Source organism: Candidatus Pantoea multigeneris, assembly GCF_011752615.1.
Classification (GTDB): domain Bacteria; phylum Pseudomonadota; class Gammaproteobacteria; order Enterobacterales; family Enterobacteriaceae; genus Pantoea; species Pantoea multigeneris.
Genome location: NZ_VWXF01000007.1, coordinates 201,419 through 214,427, shown reverse-complemented (window position 1 = coordinate 214,427; position 13,009 = coordinate 201,419). Strand labels below are relative to the sequence as shown.

General features: G+C 54.0%; 15 protein-coding genes. 2 read left to right on the top strand and 13 right to left on the bottom strand.

Annotation, left to right across the window (positions count from 1 at the left end; translation table 11 throughout):
- Positions 1-53 precede the first annotated feature (53 nt).
- The 13 genes from rpoS to cysG form a co-directional block, all read right to left on the bottom strand.
- Positions 54-1,046, bottom strand: coding sequence for an RNA polymerase sigma factor RpoS (gene rpoS / locus F3J40_RS16995; protein ID WP_017345524.1), 993 nt, complete (start codon positions 1,044-1,046; stop codon positions 54-56).
- A 50-nt stretch (positions 1,047-1,096) separates the two neighbouring features.
- Complete coding sequence (gene nlpD, locus F3J40_RS16990; protein ID WP_167016454.1) at positions 1,097-2,242, bottom strand: murein hydrolase activator NlpD; 1,146 nt, start codon at positions 2,240-2,242, stop codon at positions 1,097-1,099.
- 164 nt (positions 2,243-2,406) lie between these two features.
- Positions 2,407-3,033 carry a protein-L-isoaspartate(D-aspartate) O-methyltransferase gene (locus F3J40_RS16985; RefSeq protein WP_017345522.1) on the bottom strand — a complete coding sequence of 209 codons (627 nt, stop codon included), beginning with the start codon at positions 3,031-3,033 and terminating at the stop codon, positions 2,407-2,409.
- Positions 3,027-3,788, bottom strand: coding sequence for a 5'/3'-nucleotidase SurE (gene surE, locus F3J40_RS16980; RefSeq protein ID WP_167016452.1), 762 nt, complete (start codon positions 3,786-3,788; stop codon positions 3,027-3,029). Before surE ends, F3J40_RS16985 begins: the two co-directional genes overlap by 7 nt.
- Complete coding sequence (gene truD / locus F3J40_RS16975; RefSeq protein ID WP_369410953.1) at positions 3,769-4,806, bottom strand: tRNA pseudouridine(13) synthase TruD; 1,038 nt, start codon at positions 4,804-4,806, stop codon at positions 3,769-3,771. Before truD ends, surE begins: the two co-directional genes overlap by 20 nt.
- On the bottom strand, positions 4,806-5,288 hold the full coding sequence (gene ispF / locus F3J40_RS16970) for a 2-C-methyl-D-erythritol 2,4-cyclodiphosphate synthase (protein ID WP_017345519.1): 483 nt from the start codon (positions 5,286-5,288) through the stop codon (positions 4,806-4,808). The genes truD and ispF overlap by 1 nt, the downstream gene beginning before the upstream one ends.
- Complete coding sequence (gene ispD / locus F3J40_RS16965; RefSeq protein WP_167016447.1) at positions 5,288-6,004, bottom strand: 2-C-methyl-D-erythritol 4-phosphate cytidylyltransferase; 717 nt, start codon at positions 6,002-6,004, stop codon at positions 5,288-5,290. The genes ispF and ispD overlap by 1 nt, the downstream gene beginning before the upstream one ends.
- A gap of 4 nt (positions 6,005-6,008) precedes the next feature.
- Positions 6,009-6,326: a cell division protein FtsB gene (gene ftsB / locus F3J40_RS16960; protein ID WP_017345517.1), complete on the bottom strand. Its 318-nt coding sequence runs from the start codon at positions 6,324-6,326 to the stop codon at positions 6,009-6,011.
- 157 nt (positions 6,327-6,483) lie between these two features.
- Positions 6,484-6,804: a DUF3561 family protein gene (locus F3J40_RS16955; protein ID WP_017345515.1), complete on the bottom strand. Its 321-nt coding sequence runs from the start codon at positions 6,802-6,804 to the stop codon at positions 6,484-6,486.
- Between the two features lie 54 nt (positions 6,805-6,858).
- Positions 6,859-7,464, bottom strand: coding sequence for an adenylyl-sulfate kinase (gene cysC, locus F3J40_RS16950; protein WP_167016446.1), 606 nt, complete (start codon positions 7,462-7,464; stop codon positions 6,859-6,861).
- Entirely contained in the window at positions 7,464-8,891 is a 1,428-nt protein-coding gene (gene cysN / locus F3J40_RS16945) for a sulfate adenylyltransferase subunit CysN (RefSeq protein WP_167016444.1), read from the bottom strand. The genes cysC and cysN overlap by 1 nt, the downstream gene beginning before the upstream one ends.
- 10 nt (positions 8,892-8,901) lie before the next feature.
- Positions 8,902-9,810 (bottom strand): sulfate adenylyltransferase subunit CysD, encoded by a 909-nt coding sequence (cysD, locus tag F3J40_RS16940; protein ID WP_017345512.1) that lies wholly within the window; start codon positions 9,808-9,810, stop codon positions 8,902-8,904.
- A 9-nt stretch (positions 9,811-9,819) separates the two neighbouring features.
- Positions 9,820-11,235 (bottom strand): siroheme synthase CysG, encoded by a 1,416-nt coding sequence (cysG, locus tag F3J40_RS16935; protein WP_167016442.1) that lies wholly within the window; start codon positions 11,233-11,235, stop codon positions 9,820-9,822.
- Between the two features lie 249 nt (positions 11,236-11,484).
- Here cysG and F3J40_RS16930 point away from each other — a divergent pair, with 249 nt between their 5' ends.
- Entirely contained in the window at positions 11,485-12,501 is a 1,017-nt protein-coding gene (locus F3J40_RS16930) for an aminopeptidase (RefSeq protein WP_167016440.1), read from the top strand.
- 9 nt (positions 12,502-12,510) lie between these two features.
- Positions 12,511-12,795 carry a YciI family protein gene (locus F3J40_RS16925; RefSeq protein ID WP_167016438.1) on the top strand — a complete coding sequence of 95 codons (285 nt, stop codon included), beginning with the start codon at positions 12,511-12,513 and terminating at the stop codon, positions 12,793-12,795.
- Positions 12,796-13,009: the final 214 nt, after the last annotated feature.

The window sequence follows — 13,009 nt, the reverse complement described above, 5'->3', positions numbered from 1 at the left end:
AAAAAAGCGGTGGTTTTCACCACCGCTCTCTATTCAACAACGCTTAACGCAGATTATTCGCGGAACAGCGCTTCAATGTTCAACCCCTGCGCCTGCAAAATCTCACGCAGACGGCGAAGGCCTTCAACCTGAATCTGACGAACTCGCTCGCGAGTTAAGCCAATTTCCCGGCCTACATCTTCAAGTGTTGCTGCTTCATAGCCCAACAGGCCAAAACGGCGTGCCAACACTTCGCGTTGCTTCGCATTCAGCTCGAACAACCACTTAACGATACTTTGTTTCATATCATCATCTTGCGTGGTGTCTTCCGGACCGTTGTCTTTTTCATCGGCCAGGATATCAAGCAGCGCTTTTTCTGAGTCACCGCCTAATGGGGTATCAACAGAAGTGATACGCTCATTCAGGCGCAACATGCGACTCACATCGTCAACTGGCTTATCTAACTGCTCGGCAATCTCTTCAGCACTTGGCTCATGATCAAGCTTGTGTGAGAGTTCACGCGCGGTGCGCAGATAAACATTCAGTTCTTTAACAATGTGGATTGGCAGACGAATAGTTCGGGTTTGATTCATGATCGCCCGTTCAATGGTCTGTCGAATCCACCAGGTTGCGTAAGTTGAGAAACGGAAGCCACGTTCTGGGTCAAACTTCTCGACCGCACGAATCAGCCCCAGATTGCCTTCCTCAATCAGATCCAGCAAGGCCAGACCACGATTGCTATAACGGCGGGCAATCTTAACCACCAGACGCAAGTTACTTTCAATCATTCGACGGCGAGAAGGAATATCGCCTCGTAATGCACGACGAGCGAAGAAGACCTCTTCTTCTGCTGTCAGCAGGGGAGAATAACCAATCTCTCCCAGGTAGAGCTGCGTCGCATCCAACACACGTTGTGTTGCACCCTGCGACAGCAGTTCTTCTTCTGCTACATCGTTATCACCAGGTTCGTTTTCAACAAGAGCCTTCTCATCAAAAACTTCAGCTCCGTTCTCGTCGAATTCCGCGTCTTCATTTAACTCATTAACTTTCAGCGTATTCTGGCTCATAAGCGGCTCCTACCCGTGATTCCAAGGCAGAACAACTTAGTTCTGCCGGATTATCGCTGCGGTAAATAACGCAACGGGTTAACGGATTTCCCCTTGTAACGAATTTCAAAATGCAGTCTGACAGAGCTGGTTCCAGTGCTACCCATGGTAGCGATCTTTTGACCCGCTTTAACTTCCTGTTGTTCCCGGACCAGCATCGTGTCGTTGTGGGCATAGGCACTCAAATAATCATCGTTATGTTTGATGATAATAAGATTACCGTAGCCACGTAGTGCATTACCTGCATATACCACCCTTCCCGATGCGGTGGCGACAACAGGTTGACCACGTGAACCCGCAATATCGATCCCTTTGTTTCCACCTTCCGAGGCAGAGAAGTTATCGATGATCTTACCTTCGGTTGGCCAGCGCCAGCTACCCACTGGGGTTGAGCTGTCCGTTGTGCTACTTGCCGTTGGCGGTGCGGTTACCACTGGAGCTGTTGTCGTTGCAACATTTGCTCCTCGGGATGGCAACAATTTACTACCACCCGTGTCATCTGAATCTTCAGAATACGTAATAACAGGTTGCTGTGCAACAGGGGCTGTATGAATTTGCGTCGTTTCAGGCGGTGGCGTCACGCCCTGCTGACGGGCATCTGCGGTGGTGATGGCATTGCCCCCAGTGATCGGTTGTCCGCCACCGTTTTCAACCTGCAAAACCTGCCCGGCATTCAAGGAGTAAGGCGCGGAGATGTTATTACGCTGAGCCAGATCGCGGAAATCATTGCCGGTAATCCAGGCAATATAGAACAAGGTATCACCACGACGAACGGTATAAGTATTACCGCCATAGCTACCTTTCGGAATATTCTGATAGTTGCGATTGTATACTATTCGACCGTTTTCCGTCGTCACATTATTGTTTTCGCTAATCATTCCGCCTTGTGCAGGAACAGAAGATGAAGTTCCGCTTAGCATTCCGCCTCGGGAAGGTGTCGCAGGAACGCCTCCACTTAGCATCCCACCACCCTGGCGTGGAATGCCGGATGAATTGCCAGAAAGCATACCGGACTGGCTGCTCATGCCTGAGTTGTCATTTACGCTGCTGATAGGCGCTTGGGTATTATCCCCAGAGCTACACCCTGCCAGCCAAAGCGTTACCAGAGAAAGCGCCGCAATACGGCGTAACTGAAATGTTGGGCTTCCCGTGCTCATTAATCCCCCGTGATGGCACACCTGGATGACTCTGATTTGCACCGCAAGGCAGCACAAAGCGCTGCCTGAGGTCACAAAATATGTGTTTTACATGTATATGGAAGGATAGTAGCAATATCAACTACGTGGCGCTATGGGACAGTTGTGAACAAGTACGAAGTGATTCAGGCCAAATCACCCTGGACCAGAGGCACAAAACGTACAGGTTCGACTATCTCTTCCAGTAGCACATCCTTCTGCCGACGCAGGCGTTTCAGCACCTGCTGATCCTCGCCCACCGGCAGCACCATGATGCCATTGTCAGCCAGTTGTGCTATCAGTGCAGTCGGAATTTCAGGGGGAGCGGCAGTGACAATAATAGCGTCAAATGGGCCACGTGAAGCCCAACCTTGCCAACCATCGCCATGACGAGTCGAGATATTGTGGAGATCTAACTGCTTGAGCCGCCGCTTGGCTTGCCATTGCAGCCCTTTGATGCGCTCTACGGAGTACACATGATCGACCAGATGGGCCAGGATTGCCGTTTGATAACCGGAGCCGGTGCCAATCTCCAGTACGCGTGACGCGGGATGAAGCTCAAGTAAAGAGGTCATCCGCGCCACCATGTAAGGCTGAGAAATGGTTTGCCCGGAACCGATCGGCAATGCGATGTTTTCCCAGGCTTTGTGCTCAAAGGCTTCGTCGATAAATTTCTCACGAGGCACTTCCGCCAGCGCTTTTAGCAGGCTTTCGTCTTCAATGCCTTGCAAGCGCAGTTGTGCCAGCAGCGTTTCGACGCGTCTGCTTACCATGTCTGCGCAACCCCAGATTGCTGTAACCACGCGTCAAGCTTATCCTGGGCAGCATGCGCCGTGAGATCCACATGCAGTGCGGTAACCGAAACATAGCCTTCGTCGATGGCGGCAAAGTCCGTTCCCGGTCCTGCATCCAACTGGTTACCTGGCGGTCCAATCCAGTACAGCGTATTACCACGAGGATCTTGCTGACGTATCACCTGATCAGCAGGATGACGACTACCACAGCGGGTCACGCGAATACCTTTGATGCTCTCAAGGGGCAAATCGGGCACGTTGATATTGAGAATGCGGCCAGTGCGCAAAGGCGTGTGAACCAGCGCGCGAAGCAGCGTGCAGGTTACCGCAGCCGCCGTCGCATAATGCTCATGTCCATTAAGGGAAACCGCCAGCGCGGGCAGGCCAAGATGACGCCCTTCCATAGCCGCAGCTACCGTGCCGGAATAGATGACATCATCACCAAGATTCGGTCCCGCGTTGATGCCAGACACCACGATGTCAGGGCGTGGCTGCATCAAGGCATTAACGCCAAGATAAACGCAGTCAGTGGGGGTTCCCATCTGTACCGCTATATCGCCATTTTCATGGGTAAAGGTGCGTAGTGGCGTCTCTAACGTCAATGAGTTCGAGGCACCACTGCGATTACGATCGGGAGCAACAACCTGCACATCCGCAAACGTGCGTAGTGCCTGTGCCAACACCTGAATGCCAGGTGCATGAATACCATCGTCGTTACTCAGTAATATCCGCATCGTTACCCACATGTTGAACAATTTCACGCACTACGCTGGTAGCAAAACTACCGGCGGGTAGCCAGAACTGTAGCGACAGAGTAGAAGCATCCAACCACTGCCACTCCATATCACGCGGCACCACCAACATAGCCCGACGAGCAGCATCAACCCGCTCACGTTCCAAAAGCTTAATCAATTCGTCACTGTCTGCCAGGGTCTGCTGCTCAAACTGCAATACTGCCCCGGTCGTTCCCCACTCGCCTTTGCCCGGCAGCGGAGCCGTGATGCGCAATTCCTGTTGCTCAACCCGCGCCTGTACCTCAGCTAGCTCATCAGGTTGTGCGACAAACCAGCTCCCGCGTCCGGCCAGTTGCACTGCATCACCGGCCATCACCCGCTGTAGCCCATAATGTTGCAGCCTGGCACTGGTCGCCTGGTTAAACAAGGCACTGCGGGCCGTTGAGAGCAGCAACCCTTTTTTATTACGATCGCGCGGCTGGAACTGCCCCTCGGCCCATTGACGTACCAGTGACAGATTATTGCCGTCGCGGCCAAAGCGTTGTTCACCAAAATAGTTTGGCACACCGCTTTGGCGAATAAGTTCAAGTCGTTGCGTGACTTCATCCTGCCCGGATATCTGGCGGATCACTATCCGAAAATGATTCCCCGCCAGCGCTCCAATACGAATTTTACGTTTGTGACGTATCACCTGCAAAATTTCGACCCCTTCCAGGGCGAATCCGGTCAAATTCGGCATCCCATTGCCGGGTACGCGGAAGCAAAGCGTTTGCTCCGTGACGGCATGTCGGTCTTTCATTCCGGCGTAGCTCAGCTCACGCGCCGAAACGCGCAAATATTTTGCCAATGCCTCAGCCACAAAGCGGGTGTTATTGCCGGTTTTGCGAATGCGAACCAGCAGTTGCTCACCTTCACCATCCGGGGCATACCCCAGATCTTCTATCACAACAAAATCTTCCGGCGCACTTTTCAGTACGCCAGTCGCGCCTGGCTGTCCATGCAGGTAATGCAACGGTATCATGCCTCATCAACCTTAAATAACAGTGCGACAGCCTCGCAGGCAATCCCTTCTCCACGTCCCGTGAAACCCAGTTTCTCTGTGGTGGTGGCTTTGACGTTGACCTGGTCCATATGGCAGCCCAAATCTTCAGCGATGTTGACGCGCATCTGCGGCACATGTGGCAACATCTTTGGTGCCTGAGCGATGAGCGTGACATCGACATTCCCGACGCGATACCCTTTTTGCTCAATGCGGCGCCAGGCTTCGCGCAGCAAACCACGGCTATCAGCCCCTTTATAAGCGGGATCGGTATCCGGGAACAGCTTGCCAATGTCACCCATGGCCACGGCCCCTAACAGCGCATCTGTCAGCGCGTGCAGCGCAACATCGCCATCCGAATGGGCAATAAACCCCTGATCAAAGGGAATTCGAACGCCACCAATCACCAATGGACCTTCCCCGCCAAAAGCATGCACGTCAAAACCGTGGCCAATACGCATTATGCGCTCTCCTTTAACTGAATCTGAGATAGATAGAATGCCGCCAACGCGAGGTCTTCCGGGCGGGTGACTTTGATGTTGTCGCTGCGACCGGCAACCAACGCCGGATGATAGCCGCAGTACTCAAGCGCGGAAGCTTCGTCGGTGACGTTAGCCCCCTCTTGCAATGCGCGCTCAAGGGAAGTCAGCAGAAGCTGATGGGGAAACAACTGCGGCGTCAGTGCGTGCCACAACTGTTCGCGATCGACCGTGTGGGCAATGGCGGCCTGTCCCGGTTCGCCGCGTTTCATGGTGTCACGGACGGGTGCCGCCAGAATCCCACCCACTTTGCTCTGCTCACGCAGCGCAAGCAGCGCGTGTAGATCTTCCGGATGCAGGCACGGGCGCGCGGCATCATGCACCAATACCCAGTGCGCATGCTGGATAGCACGCAGCCCTGCCAGCACCGACGTTGCTCGCGAATCACAGCCCGTGACCACAGTAATACGGGGATCCTGCGCCACGGGCAACTGAGCAAATTGCGTATCTTCCGGGCTTAAGGCGACAACCACCCGGCTCACCGCAGGATGGCGGAACAGGCAGGCAATGCTGTGTTCCAGAATGGTGTGCTGACCAATAGTCAGATATTGCTTAGGGCAAGCCGATTGCATACGGCTGCCGATACCGGCCGCCGGGACAACGGCGACCACATCCGCAGAGGATACGAGGTTATTCATGGAGTTATCGTGGCTGATTTTGCGCAGCTTGTTGCGCATTGCGTTGATTCTGGTCAGGCACGAGGCGATAGAAAGTTTCACCGGGTCTGATCATACCCAGCTCGTTACGCGCGCGCTCTTCGATCGCCTCTGACCCACCGTTAAGATCGTCAATTTCAGCGAACAGTTGATCGTTACGCGCTTTTAATTTGGCGTTATTCGCCTGTTGTACCGCAACGTCCTGATCGACGCGCGTGTAGTCGTGAATACCGTTTTTGCCCAGCCATAATGAATACTGAAGCCAGCCAAGCAGCACCAGTAGCAGTAACGTCAGTTTTCCCATTCCCGCCCCCTGAAAAACCGCTCAATCATCCCATAACTTTGCAGAAGACTCCACAGCAGCGGAAGAAATGGTGGCAAAGGACAACTGTATGCGCAAAAAAACCGCGCCGCTTCGGGTAAAGTTTTGTAACTGCCCGATGCGTTTGGTCATCACCCCATCACCATCCGGAGAGGAAAGAGAACAGGAGCCAGAACAGGCAGACGACGATGATCGCCGTAGCAATTGCCGTCCAAAACAGATGGCCACGCAGGAACATACTACAGGCGATGCCGATCAAAACCGAGACAGGCAACAGCGCCAGGAAAAACGGCCAGGTATAGAGGAAGAAGAACAGCGTGTTTGAACCGTACAGCAGGAAGGGAATTGCTAACGCACACCAGTAAGAGAGAAAGCCAATCACGCCTCCGGGCAGGGAGGAGCGAGACTCATCCTGGGAGCGGTCGTCTTTGCGAGCCAGCATTGGGGTAACGTTCTGCATAGAAATCCTGTTGACGCTGAGGGCGGCAAATCAACTGGATTTGCCGCAGTCTGTTCAGGATCTGATGATATCGCGGTGGCGCAGGAGGTCTAATAATTGGCGGGTCAGTTTTGTAACCAATTGTTCGCCATCCAGATGAATTTCTGGGGCTTCTGGCGCTTCATACGCGCTGTCGATTCCGGTGAAATTGCGCAGCTCACCGGCACGGGCTTTTTTATACAACCCCTTGGGATCGCGCGCTTCACAAATCGCTAGCGGCGTATCGACAAACACCTCAATAAACTGGCCTTCACCTAGCTGCTCACGCACCATCTGACGCTCAGCACGATGGGGAGAGATAAAGGCGGTCAACACCACTAACCCGGCATCCACCATCAGTTTTGCGACTTCACCCACCCGGCGGATGTTCTCTTTACGATCGTCATCACTGAAGCCGAGATCGCGACACAAGCCGTGTCGTACGTTATCACCATCCAGCAGATAGGTACTGACACCCGCAGCGTGAAGAGCCTGCTCCAGCGCGCCAGCAACGGTGGATTTACCCGAGCCCGAAAGCCCGGTAAACCACAGCACAACCCCTTGATGGCCGTGCTGCTGCTCTCTGGCTTCACGCGTAACGGGATGGTCATGCCATACCACGTTCTCATCGTGTTGCGCCATTAGTTGCCCCCTAACAGATCGCGCGCGTTCCAGTGTGGGAAGTGGCGGCGCACCAGCGCATTCAGTTCCAGCTCGAAGGCACTAAACTGGCCCTGCTGCTGTGGCTGGTTAGTCAGCGGCTGATTAATTAACCCGGCTCCCACCGTGACATTACTCAGGCGATCGATAAAGATCATGCCACCGGTCACTGGGTTTTGCTGATAGCTATCCAACACCATCGGTTCATCAAAGGTCAGTTCAACCAGACCGATACCGTTCAACGGCAGTTGATCCGCGCTGCGTTTTTCCAGGCTGTTGATCTCAACCTGATGAATCACTTTTTCAACGCGTGCACGGGATTTTTTCCCCGCGATCTTCACGTCATAGCTCTGACCAGGCTGCAACGCCTGCTCTGCCATCCACACCACGTCGACGGTGGCGGACTGCACGGCTTGCAGTTCGGCATCTGCCGCAACCAGCAGATCGCCACGGCTAATATCGACTTCATCGGTCAGCACCAGGGTAATGGCTTCGCCCGCACCCGCCTGTTGCAAATCGCCATCAAAAGTCACAATCCGTGCGATGTTAGATTCCACGCCAGAAGGCAGAACTTTTACACGCTGGCCTACGCTAACCACACCGGATGCCAGCGTGCCAGCATAACCACGGAAATCCAGGTTAGGGCGATTCACGTACTGTACCGGGAAGCGCATTGGCTGGTGCTCAACCACACGTTTGATTTCCACGGTTTCCAGCACATCAAGCAGCGTTGGGCCGCTGTACCACGGCATAGTCTGGCTCGGGCTAGCCACGTTATCCCCTTCCAGCGCCGACATCGGGACAAAACGAATATCCAGATCCTGCGGCAGCTGCTCGGCAAAATCGAGATAGCTCTGTTTGATCTGCTCAAACACGTCCTGCTTGTAGTCGACCAGATCCATTTTATTGATCGCGACCACCAGGTTTTTAATCCCCAGCAGCGTTGAGATGAAGCTGTGACGACGCGTCTGATCCAGCACGCCTTTACGCGCATCGATCAGTAAAATAGCCAAATCACAGGTCGAAGCCCCGGTCGCCATGTTTCGCGTGTACTGCTCGTGTCCTGGGGTATCTGCGATGATAAATTTACGTTTTTCGGTAGAGAAATAGCGGTAAGCAACATCAATGGTGATGCCCTGCTCACGCTCGGCCTGAAGGCCATCCACCAGCAACGCCAGATCCAGCTTCTCACCTTGCGTACCGTGACGCTTGCTGTCGTTGTGCAGCGAGGAGAGCTGATCTTCATAAATCTGACGCGTGTCATGCAGCAAACGACCAATCAGGGTACTTTTCCCATCATCCACGCTGCCACAGGTGAGGAAGCGCAGTAGGCTTTTGTGCTGTTGTGCGGTCAACCAGGCTTCTACGCCACCCTGGTCGGCAATTTGTTGTGCAATTACAGTATTCATCTGGCGCTCCTCAGAAATAACCCTGACGTTTTTTCATTTCCATTGATCCGGCCTGATCGCGATCTATCACGCGGCCCTGACGTTCACTGGTAGTGGAGACCAGCATCTCTTCAATAATTTCCGGCAGCGTCTGGGCTTCTGACTCCACGGCACCGGTTAATGGCCAGCAGCCAAGAGTACGGAAACGCACCATGCGCTCTTCAATTTTTTCACCGGGCTGCAAATCGATACGATCGTCATCAATCATCATCAACATGCCATCACGTTCCAGCACCGGACGCGGCGCGGCCAGGTAAAGTGGGACGATTTCGATATTTTCCAGGAAGATGTACTGCCAGATGTCCAGCTCCGTCCAGTTGGAGAGCGGGAATACGCGAATGCTTTCGCCTTTATTGATCTGGCCGTTGTAGTTGTGCCACAGCTCAGGACGCTGATTTTTGGGGTCCCAGCGGTGGAAGCGGTCACGGAACGAGTAAATACGCTCTTTGGCACGCGATTTCTCTTCATCACGACGGGCACCACCAAACGCGGCATCAAAACCGTATTTGTTCAGCGCCTGCTTCAACCCTTCGGTTTTCATGATGTCGGTGTGCTTAGCACTGCCATGAACAAACGGGCTGATGCCCATTGCGACACCTTCCGGATTACGGTGGACCAGCAACTCTGCACCAATCTGTTTCACTGTGCGGTCGCGGAACTCATACATCTCGCGGAATTTCCAGCCGGTGTCCACATGCAGCAGCGGGAATGGCAGCGTGCCTGGATAGAAGGCTTTACGCGCCAGATGCAGCATCACCGAAGAGTCTTTACCGATAGAGTACATCATTACCGGATTGCTGAACTCCGCCGCCACTTCACGGATGATATGGATGCTTTCAGCTTCCAGCTGACGCAGATGAGTGAGTCTTTTTTGGTCCATGATATTTCCTCAAGCCAGATTGACAACGGCGGACTCGCGAGCCCCCTGCTGTGCCGAATGTTGATACCAGGCTAACTGCTCATGCAGATTCACCACTTCACCGATCACCAAAAGGGCCGGGGTGGGCGCAACGGCAGCCAGTGCTTCCAGTTGTTCTAATGTGCCGGTGAGTACCTGCTGATCCTGACGCGTTCCGCGTCCGATCACTGCCACTGGCGTTTGCGGGTCTCGACCGTGCTGAATTAATCCGGCGCTGATTTCCGCCGCTTTGACCGTGCCCATGTAGATCGCCAGCGTTTGTCGTGCTCGCGCCAATGAAGGCCAGTCGATCCCTGCGCTGTCGCTGCGCAGATGACCAGTAATAAACAGTGCGCTCTGCGCGTAGTCGCGATGCGTCAGTGGAATACCGGCATAAGCCGTCGCCCCGGAGGCCGCTGTAATACCCGGTACCACCTGGAACGGAATACCTGCGGCGCGGGCAGCCTGAAGTTCCTCACCACCACGACCAAAAATAAACGGATCGCCACCTTTCAGACGCACCACGCGTTTCCCTTCCAGCGCCAGTTTGACCAGCAGTTGGTTGGTCTCTTCCTGCGAAACAGAGTGTGCGCCAGCACGTTTGCCCACGCAGATACGGTCAGCATCACGCCGCACCAGTTCCAGCACTTCATCACTGACCAGATGGTCATACAGCACCACATCCGCCAGTTGCATCACCTGAAGCCCACGCAGTGTGAGGAGGCCGCTATCACCAGGCCCTGCGCCCACCAGAATCACTTCACCCTGGCGGTTTTCCTCTGTGGTGAGTTCACGATCCAGCGTTTCGCGTGCCGCTGTCACGTTACCGGCGGCCATCTGGCTGGCGAACAGACCATTAAACGCCCGTTCCCAGAAGCGGCGGCGGTCGCTCATTTCAGCAAAGCGCTGTTTAACCTTGCCGCGCCACTCTCCAGCCACTTGAGCCATCTGCCCCAGCGTGGCGGGTAACAGGGTTTCAATTTTTTCCCGCAGCAGACGAGCCAGTACCGGCGCCGTGCCACTGGAGGAGATCGCCACCACTAACGGGGAGCGATCAACAATAGAAGGAAAGATAAACGAACACTTCGGCTGATCATCCACCACGTTTACCAGACGAAAACGGGCATTTGCCTCGTCAAACACCTGGCTGTTCAGGGCGTTGTCATCGGTGGCAGCAATCACCAGAAAGACTTTATCGAGCTGGGCCGGTTCGAATGATGTCGCGATCCACTCAACCTGTTGTGCATCTCGTTGGGCTTGCAGTTCTTCGCACAATTCACGTGCGGCAATCTGCACCTGCGCGCCAGCGCGATGCAGCAGTTCAATTTTGCGGGCAGCGATATCACCACCACCGACGACGAGCACCGGGCGGCCTTTGAGATCGGCGAATAAGGGCAGATAATCCACGTGAACCTTAGTACTATGCTAATGATTAAGGCGACTATACGTCCCCTGGTTCTGGCAGATGAAATTACTTATTGGAATGAGTTGTTACCGAATGGAATAACGCCACTGCTAAGTTACGAACAAATAGTGCTTAACGAATGATATTGCTGGTGTTTCAGCGTTTTCTAAATTGTCTAATCTGCTTCACAGTTTCATACTGGCTGCGTTTTTTCCGCCGCCTGTGTTCAGGTGTTTTACAAGGATAACCCCATGTTTGCCTTTCTCCGCCGGGCCGCGCTTTGCGCACTGGTCAGCGGTCTTACCTTTCAGGCTTCGGCATCTGTTTCTACGCCGGGCCAGTTTGCCGAACAACAAATTCGCCATATCGCGACACTTTTCCCCGGTCGCATGAGCGGGTCGCCCGCAGAATTAATGGCCGCAGATTATCTGCAACACCAGTTCAGCAGTTTTGGCTATCAAAGCAACACTCGTCAGTTCAATACCGGCTATGAATGGCAGGATGAACGTGGGCAGAAGCACCCGCGTAAAGTGACTGCGACATCCGTGATTGCCGCGCGTGCAGGTGAAGTGCCGCAAGAGATTCTGGTCATCGCCCATCTGGATACCTGGACCCCTGCCAGCAGCAAAGATATCGATAATAATTTGGGTGGTCTGCGTTTACAGGGTGTTGATGATAATGCTTCCGGCCTTGGCGTCATGCTGGAGCTGGCTGAGAAGCTTAGCCATAGCCCACTGCATTATGGTATTCGTTTTGTCGCACTGAGTGCCGCACAGAACAATCTGCACGGTGTGGATGATTACCTACAGCGCATGAGTCCGGTAGAGAAGAAAAATACGCTGCTAGTGATTGACCTGAACAGCCTGATCACGGGCGATTCCCTCTATTTTAACAGCGGACAACATACGCCCGTTGCCGTACGTAAGCAGACCAGCGAACGTGCCGTGCGCCTGGCGCACAGGCTCAATATCCCGGCAGCCAGCCGGGTATTAACCAGTAGTGACTTTGCGGGGCATAATGCTTTTGATCAAGCCGGGTTCCCTTTGCTTGATGTCACGGCCAGCAACTGGAAACTTGGCCAGCATAACGGCATGCAGCAGCGCAGCCGTAGCCGCCATTTCCCTGAAGGGGAAACCCGGCACCAGACCGATCTGGATAACTTGCAATATATCGATCGCTGGCTGCCTGGACGCATTGCGCTGCGCAGCCGCGAGAGCGTTAATATCCTCCTGCCTTTGCTGCAAGAACTGGCTAATCCGCAACGTTAAGGAATCTATATGTACGTGGTGTATTTGAACTACTTCCGCCCAGTTGAAGATGTCGAAGCTTTGCTGGCTCCCCACATTGAGTGGCTGAACCGTTATTTCGACAGCGGAGATATTATTGCCGCCGGGCGCAAAGATCCGCGTACCGGAGGAATGATTATGCTCCGGGACATGCCACGCACCCGCCTGGCCGCCATTCTGGCAGAGGATCCATTTGTGGAAGTGGCAAACTATGAAGTGACGAAGGTCAACGTGACACGCGCCGCCGAGCCGTTCTCTGGCCTGAAAGGAATTTAATCGGGTCATCTATCGCACAGACATCTGGCAGCCGCATTGCTGCCAGCAGCACCAACACAACTGTCTGCCGACCCGAGATACATCGGCCTGTCAGAGGGGGGTGGGTTCCGACAGGCTCCACGCCAATCCCCCTCTGCCACCGAAATCCGTATCGCTGTTTTGTCTGAAAGACGAGAAACGTGTGGATTGCAGATAAAGCGCTAACCAACAAACC

Excerpts from the sequence above, each read along its gene's own strand:
- rpoS (WP_017345524.1), bottom strand. The coding sequence starts at position 1,046 with ATGAGCCAGAATACGCTGAAAGTTAATGAGTTAAATGAAGACGCGGAA.
- nlpD (WP_167016454.1), bottom strand. The coding sequence starts at position 2,242 with ATGAGCACGGGAAGCCCAACATTTCAGTTACGCCGTATTGCGGCGCTT.
- F3J40_RS16985 (WP_017345522.1), bottom strand. The coding sequence starts at position 3,033 with ATGGTAAGCAGACGCGTCGAAACGCTGCTGGCACAACTGCGCTTGCAA.
- surE (WP_167016452.1), bottom strand. The coding sequence starts at position 3,788 with ATGCGGATATTACTGAGTAACGACGATGGTATTCATGCACCTGGCATT.
- ispF (WP_017345519.1), bottom strand. The coding sequence starts at position 5,288 with ATGCGTATTGGCCACGGTTTTGACGTGCATGCTTTTGGCGGGGAAGGT.
- ispD (WP_167016447.1), bottom strand. The coding sequence starts at position 6,004 with ATGAATAACCTCGTATCCTCTGCGGATGTGGTCGCCGTTGTCCCGGCG.
- ftsB (WP_017345517.1), bottom strand. The coding sequence starts at position 6,326 with ATGGGAAAACTGACGTTACTGCTACTGGTGCTGCTTGGCTGGCTTCAG.
- F3J40_RS16955 (WP_017345515.1), bottom strand. The coding sequence starts at position 6,804 with ATGCAGAACGTTACCCCAATGCTGGCTCGCAAAGACGACCGCTCCCAG.
- cysC (WP_167016446.1), bottom strand. The coding sequence starts at position 7,464 with ATGGCGCAACACGATGAGAACGTGGTATGGCATGACCATCCCGTTACG.
- cysN (WP_167016444.1), bottom strand. The coding sequence starts at position 8,891 with ATGAATACTGTAATTGCACAACAAATTGCCGACCAGGGTGGCGTAGAA.
- cysD (WP_017345512.1), bottom strand. The coding sequence starts at position 9,810 with ATGGACCAAAAAAGACTCACTCATCTGCGTCAGCTGGAAGCTGAAAGC.
- F3J40_RS16930 (WP_167016440.1), top strand. The coding sequence starts at position 11,485 with ATGTTTGCCTTTCTCCGCCGGGCCGCGCTTTGCGCACTGGTCAGCGGT.
- F3J40_RS16925 (WP_167016438.1), top strand. The coding sequence starts at position 12,511 with ATGTACGTGGTGTATTTGAACTACTTCCGCCCAGTTGAAGATGTCGAA.